Below are 9,281 nucleotides of genomic sequence, written 5' to 3'. Positions count from 1 at the left end.
CGTTGGGCTTCGTCGAACTCAGCCCAACCTACAGATCCCGCAGCACTGCCAAGGGCCGCGACACGACCCCGTAGGTTGGCGCAGAGCGAAGCGAAGCCCAACAAGGCGCGCGAAGCGTGCCCGGGAACGTTGGGCTTCGTCGAACTCAGACCAACCTACAGATCCTTCAACACCGCCAGCCTCACCCCGAACCCCACCAGCACCCCGCCGAACAGCCACTGCTGCACGCGTTGCACCAATGGCCGGCGTCCCAGCCAACGCCCCAGCCCGGCGCCCATCAGCGCATAGACCGAATCGAAGACCAGCCCCACCGTTACCAGGACTGTCCCCAGCAGGGCGAACTGCAACCCCAGAGGCCCGGAATCCGGGCTGACGAATTGCGGCAGCAGCACAGAGCAGAACACCAGCGCCTTTGGGTTCAGCAGGTTGGTCAGCAGTCCACGGCGAAATGCCTGCCAGTAGGCCCGCGAAGGCTCACGCTCGGCATTCACCACCAATGCCGACGCTTCCGCCTGAAACAGCTTCAGGCCCAGCCAGAGCAGGTAGCCGGCGCCGGCCAGGCGAACGACATCGAAAGTCCAGGGTGCGGTCTTGAAAAGCACCGCCAAGCCGAGACCCGCCAGCGCCACGTGACAACCCCGTGCCAGCGCCAGCCCCAACGCGGTTGCCAGCGCCATGGCACGCCCCTGTCGGGCGCCGGTTTGCAGCAGGAGAATCATGTCAGGCCCGGGCAGCAGGTAGACCACCGCCAGGGCGATCAGGAAAGCGGTCATGTCTTTCGCTCCAGAACAGCCGGTGGAGAGAAAATTCTAGGGCCGAAGGCCAGGGCAGGTGCTTGCGTATTCAGCCGACTTCGCCATGATTTCCGGAATTTCCTGCCAACTCTACGGAGCGAAACAGACCAACCATGCCAAAACTAAAACTCGATGCCCTGGACCATCGAATCCTCTCGGCCCTGCAGCGCGACGGCCGCCTGTCCAACGTGCAATTGGCCGACGAGATCGGCCTCTCCGCCTCCCCTTGCCTGCGACGGGTGCGACTACTGGAAGAAGCCGGCGTGATTCGCGGATACCATGCCAATCTCGACCGCGACGAAGTGGGGCTGGGCTTGACGGTGTTCGTGGGAATCAAGGTGGAGCGCCACGGCGAGGAACAGGCCAACGCCTTCCGCGAAGCAGTGATCAGCCTGCCCGAAGTGATCTCGGTTCATCTGGTATCGGGGGAATCGGACTTCCTCCTCCAGGTGGTAGTGCCGGACTTGCGCGCCTACGAGCACTTCCTCACCGGGACCTTGCTGCGGCTCCCTGGCGTCAGCGATATCCGCAGCAATTTCGCCATCCAGACCGTGAAAGCGCCCTCGCCGCTGCCGTTGAACCACCTGCCGAAATGATCCGTTGCACGGACAGGCTGCTTCTCTGTGGGGGCGAATTCATTCGCTGAGGGCTGCGCAGCAGCCCCCCTTTGGCTATTGGGGGCAGTCCTGCGGACTGCTTTGCGAATGAATTCGCCCCCACAAGAACCGTACAGAAAGGCCTACCGCCCGAAGAAGCGATAGAACGCCCGCAGTTCTTTCTGCGCGTCCTCCAGCTTCATGGCAGTGAAGCGCAGGACCTGGTTGGCCGGACACTGGGCCAGACGCCCGACATCCAGCGGGTGGACCCAGCCGAGTACCGGGTAGCCGCCCATGGTCTGCCGATCCGCCGTGAGAATGATCGGCTGGCCATCCGGCGGCACCTGGACAGCGCCCATGACCACGCCCTGGGACCACTGCCGCTGTGGCGCGACCAGGGCCTCGCCTGCCAGGCGCGCGCCCATGCGGTCGGATTGTGGGCTAAGCAGCCAGGCGTTTTCGAAGAAGGCTCGCACCTGCTGCTCATCGAAGCTGGTGGCATCACCGCCCACCATCACTCGCAGCAACTGCGCAGACGTGTAATCCGGCTGCCAGGGCCAGGGCACGCTGGCACCACGGGGAAAGTCGCCCCGGTCGCCGGCTAGCAAGTCACCCTTGGCCAGCCGAACGCCCTCGCCGTCCAAACCGCCCATGCCTTCGCGCATCTGGCAGGCGACGCTGCCCAGCACTGGTTCAGCGCGAATTCCGCCTACCAGCGCCAGATAGCTGCGTTGGCCACTGCGGGCATAGCCGATCTGCAGGCGCTGACCTGGCTCGAGGCGAAAGCGAGACCAGCTGAGGCGGGGTTCACCATCCACGCTCAGCGGCATATCGGCCCCGGTCAGCGCCACCCAGAGCGCCTCCTCGGCTTCCAGCTCCACCCCGCCGAGGGAAATCTCCAGAACCGCGCAACCTCCGGCGTTGCCCAGCAACCGGTTGGCCCAAGCCGCCGCCAGAGGGTCCATCGGGCCCGCTGGGGATACGCCCAGATGCTGCCAGCCGCAACGGCCGGCGTCCTGCAGCAGGCTCAGGGGGCCGGGCTTGATCACCCGCAAACCGCTCATGCCTCGCCTCCGCCTTCCGCGCGGTAGCGGGCTTCATCGATGGCGAAGAAGCGCACACGGTCTCCCAAGGCAAGCGGGCACGGCGGCTCGCGATGCGCGTCGAACAGCGTCCAGGGACACAATCCCAGCAAGTGCCAGCCACCCGGGGAGGCCTGTGGATAAATCGCCGTCTGGCGCTCGGCGATGGCCAGGCTGCCCGCCGGCACGCGTATGCGCGGGCTACTGCGACGCGGCAGAGCCAAACGCGGATCGAGACCACCAAGGTAAGCGAAGCCGGGTGAGAAACCGATGGCGCCGACCCGGTACTCGGCGCTGCTGTGAATATCCACCAACTCGCTGATCGACATGCCGCAGGACTCGGCCACCCAGACCAGGTCCTCGCCGCAGTACCAGATGGGAATTTCATGCAACTGACCGAATTCGTTCACGGCCGGAACCGAAAGCCAGGCTTCCAGCAACGGTTCGATGCGTTCGGCCAGTGCGAGGTGGTCGGTGCGGGTCAGGTCGTAGTGCAGCAGCAGCGTGGTCCAGCCTGGCACCAGGTCGAGCAGCAGGTGCCCCAGCTCACGCTGCAAGGTTTCGGCCAACGCCGCGATGCGCTGTGGCAAGCCGGCATCCGGTTCGTCGGCCAGCACCAGCAGCAATGCTTCGGCGCCAGCGGGCTCGAGGCGGATCATAGGGCGTCCAGTTTGCCTCGCAATCGGCGCAGTACGGCCAGGGATTCAGGGTTGTCGCCGTGCACGCAGAGGCTATCCGCGACCAGTCGCAGGGGCTTGCCATCGATGTCCGGAAATGGCTCGCCGACGGCGATGGCCAAAGCCTGGTCGAGGATGCGTTCGGCATCGTGGTGCACCGCCCCGGCCATGCGCCGGGGCGCCAATTGCCCGTCGGAGAGGTAGGCGCGGTCGGCGAAGGCTTCGAACATCAGCGGCACGTCGGCGGCGTCGGCCAGTTGCAGCTCGCGGCTGTTGTCGGCCAGCGCCAGCACCATCAACGGAAGGCCCTTGCGATAGCTGGCGCAGGCATCGAGGACCGCTTCTAACAGCGCGTCGTCACGCACCAGGTCGTTGTACAGCGCGCCGTGAGGCTTCACATACGCCACCTGAGTCCCGACCGTGCAGCAGAAGGCTTCCAGCGCTCCGATCTGGTAGAGCACCTGGGCGCGCACTTCTTCCGGCGAACAGGCCATGTGGCGCCGCCCGAACCCGACGAGGTCCGGATACGCCGGATGGGCGCCGATGCGCACGTTGTGGCGCAGCGCCAGCTCGACGGTACGTTGCATGGTCAGGGGGTCGGAAGCATGGAAACCGCAAGCGAGGTTCGCCTGGTCCACCAGCGGCATGGCGTGTTCGTCGTCACCCATGCGCCAGGCACCAAAGCTTTCGCCCATGTCGCAGTTCAGCAGGATTCGTCTGTTCATGAAGCGGATTATGGCTAAAAGCCGGCGCTGTTGTAGGAGCGAATTTATTCGCGAAATGGATAGGCACCGAACTGGCCTGACGCTGCCCTCACCCCCCGCCCTCTCCCGCAGGCGGGAGAGGGGGCTGTACGTGCTACCCGGGCTGCCCTGCTTTTTTCCTGTGGGGGCGAATTCATTGGCTATGTCTGCGTTAGCTGTTGCCAGAAATCGGCCATCGGTCCAGACGCCTTGTAGGAGCTAGCTTGCTAGCGAAACGGGGCCATTCGCTGGCAAGCCAGCTCCTACGGGCAATGCAGCTACTTGCAACACTTAATGCAGACACAGCGAATTCATTCGCCAAGCAGGCCGAAGGTCTGCCCGGGCGATGCAAAAAAAACGCCCCGCACAAGGCGGGGCGAACGTTCCCAAGGAGCTGGGATCACTCGTTTCGGCGCATGCCGCCGTCAATACACGTCGCGGCGGTAGCGGCCTTCGTCATTCAACTGCTGCAGCGCCTCGTCACCGAGAATGTCGCGCAAGGCGCGGTCAACGCCTTCGGCCATGCCCTGCAGGCTGCCGCAGATGTAGATCACCGCGCCTTCGGCGAGCCAGGCGCGCAATTCGTCGGCGGCTTCGCGCAGGCGGTCCTGCACATAGACCTTCTCAGCCTGGTCGCGGGAGAAGGCCAGGTCCAGGCGTTGCAGTTCACCCTTGTCCAGCCAGCCCTGGAGTTCCTCACGGCAATAGAAGTCGTGGGCCTGGTTGCGCTCGCCGAAGAGCAGCCAGTTTCGATTGCGTCCGGCAGCGATGGCCGCCTTGAGCAGGCTGCGCAGGCCGGCGAGGCCGGTACCGTTGCCGATGAAGATCAGCGGACGATCTTCGTCTATCAGATGGAAGCGGCTATTGCGGCGCAGGCGCAGCGGCATCACGGCGCCTTGCGGCAGGTACTGGGTCAGCCAGCCGGAAGCGATGCCCAGGCTGCCGTCGGCATGCTGTTCCTGGCGCACGATCAGCTCCAGCGCGCCATCGCTGGCCAGCGAGGCGATGGAGTACTGGCGAACGGACAGGCCGATCAGCGCCTGCACCAGGGCTTGTGGCTGCAGACCCACCAGATGCTCGAACGAACTCGGTAGCAGACGTCCGGCCAGTGCCTGGCGCAGCGACTGGCGCAGGCCGTCCAGCTCCACCGGGGCGTCGCCGTCGAGGTTATGCCTTGCCAGCCAAGTCGCGATGACCGGCTCGGCCTGGCTCGGGAGGATTTCCACCAGGTCGCCAGCCTGCCAGTCCACCTGGCTGCCCGCAGGAGCACGCAGGCGCAACAGCCAGGTGGATTCACCCTGACTGCCCGGATTCAGGTGCTCACGGCTTTCCAGGGTCCAGCTTTCGAAGCTCGGACCACTCCAGGGCGTCAGCACGGCGCCGCCGGAGACCTGGGCCAGTTGCTGCTGCCACTGTTGCAGTGCACCGCTGTCGCCGTTGTCCACTTCCACCGGTTCGAACAACTGGCTGGCACCCTGCCCTTTCAGCCATGCCTGCAGGCGTCGGCCGAAGCCGCAGAACTGCTCGTACTGGCGATCCCCCAAGGCCAGCACGGCAAAACGCAGCCCGGCGAGCTGGGAAGCCTGGCCAAGCACCTTGCGTTCGAAACCGCGAGCGTTGTCCGGCGCTTCGCCGTCACCGAAGGTGCTGACCACGAAGAGGGCGTTGCTGGCCTGCGCCAGGGTCACCCCGTCGAGGGTCGCAAGCGGCTCGACGCGCACCGGCAGGCCAGCGGCCTGGAGCTGACCGGCGCTCTGCCAGGCCAGTTGCTCGGCGAAGCCGCTCTGACTGGCGAAGCCGATCAGCCAGGAATCCTTGCCGCCGCTCTCGGCCAGGCCGCCACGGGCCGCCTTGACCGCACGCTTCTTGCGCCTGCGATCGAGATACAGCAGCCAGCCGGTGATGAAGAACAGCGGCATGGTCAGGCTCGCCAGCATCACCAGGATGCGTCCCGGCAAACCGAAGTACTCGCCCACGTGCAGCGCATAGATGCTGGTCAGCAGCTGCGCCTTGAAGCTCTTGTCGGTGTAGCGGTCGCTGCGGGTGACCTTGCCGGTGGCCGGATCGAGGATGATCTGGTTCAGCGCACGCGGGTGCGCGGCGTCCTCCAGCAGGTAGTACACCTGCGCCGGCTGGCCGCCCACCGGCGGCAGTCGCAGGTTGTAGGCGCTCATGGTCGGGCCGGCGATTTCGCGGATGCTCTTCCATACGGCGTCATAGTCCACCACCAGCGGCGGACCGGAAGGGGCCTGCATGCCGGGGCGACCACGGCCCTCACCACGACCTTCGCCACGGCGCTCGCCTTGCTTGCCTTGCTGGCCGGCGGGGGCGTCCGAGAGGAGGCGATTGAGACCTTCGCGGTACCAGTCGTAGGACCAGAACAGCCCCGTCAGCGCCGCCAGCAGATAGAACACCAGGCACCAGGTGCCGGCCACGGCGTGCAAGTCCCAGTTGAAGCTGCGGCCCTTGCGCGACCAGTCGAGGGTCAGCCAGGCGCGCCAGCTGCCGGCCTTGCGCGGCCAGCGCAGGTACAAGCCGGACAGGCAGAAGAAGATCAGGATCAGGGTGCAGGCGGCAGTGATCTGCTTGCCGAATTCGCCCATGGCGAGGAAGCGGTGCAGCTGCAGCATGAGGCCGAAGAACTGCTGGCCGGTGGGTTCACCCAGCAACTCGCCGGTATAGGGATCGAAGTAACGCATGGGGCCACGGCGTTCCCCGGGCGGCGGCATGAAGAAGACACGCGCGGCATGGCCGCTGTCGGTTTCGACCCAGAGGCCGGATACCTTCTTGCCTTCTACAGCCTCGATCTTGCTCACCAGCTCGGCAGGTGGCAGCACGCCGCTGTCACGCACTTCGACCGACAGGGTCTCGGGATTGAGCAAACGCAGGATTTCTTCCTGGAAGCTGTAGGCGGCGCCGGTGATGCCCATCAAGGCCAGTACCAGCCCCGCACTGATACCGAACAGCCAGTGCAGCTGGAACAGGGTCTTCTTCAACACGTGATATCCCTCGGATACGCGTCTGGGGACGCGTCGAATCGCTCGTTCGCGGCAGGCCCCATGCCTGGCCGGATGGCGATTCTATTTGAGAAGGGGATGCATAAAATCGGGAATCAGATCTTTTACCTTTTATTTACAGCCATGTCCGAGGGCCCTAGTGCAGGGCCCTCGGCTCGTCCGTCAGAACGAGTAGGTAGCGCTGAGGATCGCCGAACGGGCATCGCCGTATTCGATGGCCGAGGAGCGAGCGCTGGTGCCGTTCTGCTGGCGTACACGCTCCACGTAGTCCTTGTCGAACAGGTTGTTGACGTTCAGCTGCAGGTCCAGGTTCTTGCTGACCTTGTAGCCGACCATGGCGTTGTGCAGCCAGTAGGCGTCCAGTTTGGCGGTGGTGCTGGAGCTCACGTTGCGTTCGCTGATGTAACGCGCGCCGTAGCCCAGGGTCCAGCCTTCCGGCAGCTCATAGGTGGTCCACAGGTTGAAGGAGCGCGGCGGCGTATTGCCCAGCGCCTGGCCTTCCCGGGCGATTCCGGCAGCGGTATCCGCAGCCTTGATGGTTTCGCTCGACTGGAAGGTGTAGTTGGCGAACACATCCCATTGATCGGTGATGTGGCCGGTCAGGCCCAGTTCCACGCCCTCGACGCGCTGCTTGCCCGCCAGTTGGGTGGAACCATCGAGCATGGTTTCCCGTGCATTGGTTTTCTCCACCCGGAACAGGGCGCCGTCCAGGGACAGGTTGCCGTCGAGCAGTTCCCACTTGGTACCCAGCTCCCAGGTTTCGTTCTTCTCCGGATCGAGGTTCTCGGTCGCGGCGGTCAAGCCACCACCGTTGGAGGCGATGCCTTCGGCGGTGGGGTTGAAGGAGTTGCCCCAGGCTACGTAGAAGCGACCGTTCTCCACCGGCTTGTAGACCAGGCCAGCGCGGCTGCTGAGCTTCTCGTCCTTGGAGGTGAAGCTGCCGTTCTGCACATTCGTCGCCGTGAAGGTATCGCTGTGGCCTTTGAACCAGTCGTAGCGCAGGCCGACGTTGAAATCCCATTGCTCGTTCAGGGCGATGGTGTCGAAGACATACAGCGCCTTGTCATCCAGTTGGTTCTCGGTGTAGCTGCTGACGGTCTTGTTGACCGGGCCTACCCAGTGCCCCGGCGGGTTGGTCAGGTCATAGCCGTTGGATGGGTAGAGTGCGTTGCCCAGGCCGTGGTTGTAGCTCTTGAGGTCGAAGTCCTCGCGAGAGATTTCCGCGCCGGTCACCAGTTCGTGGCCAAGGCCGAAGGTGTCGAAGCTGGCACGCAGGTTGGTCTGGTTGATCCACATTTCGGTGGTGGTGTCACGACCGGAAGCCTGCGGACCCGCCGGGCGATAACGGCCTGGCGGCACGCCGTCGAGGTTGACGTGGGACGCGGAAACGATGGTGTTGCGGTCGATGCGGCTGTATCGGGTCAGGTTCTGCAGGCGCAGGTTTTCGTTGAAATCGTGCTCGAGGTTCGCAGTGAAGGCGTTCTGCTCGATCTCATCCTTGTCCAGGTTGTCCCAGCCGAAGTAATCCTCGCGGCTGACACCGGCGAGCTTCTTGCCGTCCAGGGCCGGCACGCCATAGTCCGGCAGGTTGTCGTCGGTCTGATGGAATGCGCTCAGGGTCAGGCGGGTGGCATCGTTGAAGCCCAGGCGCAGGGAGGGAGCAACGCCCCAGCGCTCGCGATCGATTTCGTCGCGACCCGGCACGTCGTTCTCGTGGGCCATCAGGTTCACGCGGAAGGCGCTGTTGCTGCCCACACCTTCCAGCGGCTGGTTGGCGTCCAGGGTGAGGCGGTGGTAGTTGTCCGTACCGAGGCCGCCACCGAGGGTGGTGAAGGCGCGGTCCATGGGCTGCTTGCTGATGATGTTGATGCTGCCGCCGGTGGTGCCGGCGCCGCCGAACACCGAGTTCGGGCCTTTGATGACCTCGACCTGTTCGATGTTGAAGGTGTCGGTACGGCTGGTCTGGGCGCTGTCGCGCAGGCCGTCGATCTGGATGTTGTTGTTCGCGGAGAAGCCGCGAATGTTGATGCTGTCGCCAGAACCACCGCCGCCTTCACCGGCGTTGAAGGTGATACCGGACACGTTGGACAGCACCTGGCGCAGGCTCAGGGCCTGCTGCTCCTGAATGACTTCCTTGGGCACCACAGTGATGGTTTGCGGAGTATCCAGCAGCGGGGCGGTGTACTTCGCCGAGGAGGATTGCTCGACCTTGTAGGTTTTCTTGGCGGCCTTGCCATCGACCTTGACGGTGCCGAGCTCGAGGGCCTTGCTCTGTTCCGCGGCAATGGTCAGGCCGGCGGTGGACGCAGTGGCGATACCGATGGCGGATGCCAGCAGAGCACGCTGCGACAAATTATTCTTTTTGCTCATAA

7 protein-coding genes are annotated in these 9,281 nt (G+C 64.5%); 1 reads left to right on the top strand and 6 read right to left on the bottom strand.

The annotated features are described in order from the left end of the window. Positions 1 to 155 precede the first annotated feature (155 nt). Positions 156 to 773: a LysE family translocator gene (locus DM872_RS20690; protein WP_179061208.1), complete on the bottom strand. Its 618-nt coding sequence runs from the start codon at positions 771 to 773 to the stop codon at positions 156 to 158. Positions 774 to 907: 134 nt separating this feature from the next. On the opposite strand from DM872_RS20690, the gene DM872_RS20685 reads away from it, so the two are divergent. Beyond that, positions 908 to 1,390 carry an Lrp/AsnC family transcriptional regulator gene (locus DM872_RS20685; RefSeq protein WP_179061207.1) on the top strand — a complete coding sequence of 161 codons (483 nt, stop codon included), beginning with the start codon at positions 908 to 910 and terminating at the stop codon, positions 1,388 to 1,390. Between the two features lie 143 nt (positions 1,391 to 1,533). Here DM872_RS20685 and DM872_RS20680 read toward each other — a convergent pair whose 3' ends face one another. The 5 genes from DM872_RS20680 to DM872_RS20660 all read right to left on the bottom strand — a co-directional run bounded on the left by DM872_RS20680 (position 1,534) and on the right by DM872_RS20660 (position 9,279). Next, the gene (locus DM872_RS20680) at positions 1,534 to 2,454 is read right to left on the bottom strand and encodes a biotin-dependent carboxyltransferase family protein (protein WP_179061206.1); all 921 of its coding nucleotides are present in this window, start codon (positions 2,452 to 2,454) and stop codon (positions 1,534 to 1,536) included. After that, positions 2,451 to 3,131 (bottom strand): 5-oxoprolinase subunit PxpB, encoded by a 681-nt coding sequence (gene pxpB, locus DM872_RS20675; protein ID WP_179061205.1) that lies wholly within the window; start codon positions 3,129 to 3,131, stop codon positions 2,451 to 2,453. Before pxpB ends, DM872_RS20680 begins: the two co-directional genes overlap by 4 nt. Continuing rightward, positions 3,128 to 3,874, bottom strand: coding sequence for a 5-oxoprolinase subunit PxpA (locus DM872_RS20670; protein WP_179061204.1), 747 nt, complete (start codon positions 3,872 to 3,874; stop codon positions 3,128 to 3,130). The genes pxpB and DM872_RS20670 overlap by 4 nt, the downstream gene beginning before the upstream one ends. Positions 3,875 to 4,317: 443 nt before the next feature. After that, positions 4,318 to 6,888 (bottom strand): PepSY domain-containing protein, encoded by a 2,571-nt coding sequence (locus tag DM872_RS20665; protein WP_218649482.1) that lies wholly within the window; start codon positions 6,886 to 6,888, stop codon positions 4,318 to 4,320. Positions 6,889 to 7,071: 183 nt separating this feature from the next. Next, positions 7,072 to 9,279 (bottom strand): TonB-dependent receptor, encoded by a 2,208-nt coding sequence (locus DM872_RS20660; protein ID WP_179061202.1) that lies wholly within the window; start codon positions 9,277 to 9,279, stop codon positions 7,072 to 7,074. Positions 9,280 to 9,281 lie beyond the last annotated feature (2 nt).

Origin of the sequence: Pseudomonas taiwanensis, from assembly GCF_013393345.1 — a bacterium.
In the GTDB taxonomy this organism is placed as follows: domain Bacteria; phylum Pseudomonadota; class Gammaproteobacteria; order Pseudomonadales; family Pseudomonadaceae; genus Metapseudomonas; species Metapseudomonas resinovorans_C.
The sequence above is the reverse complement of the archived record's forward strand: the minus strand, read 5'-3'. Positions and strand labels throughout refer to the sequence as shown.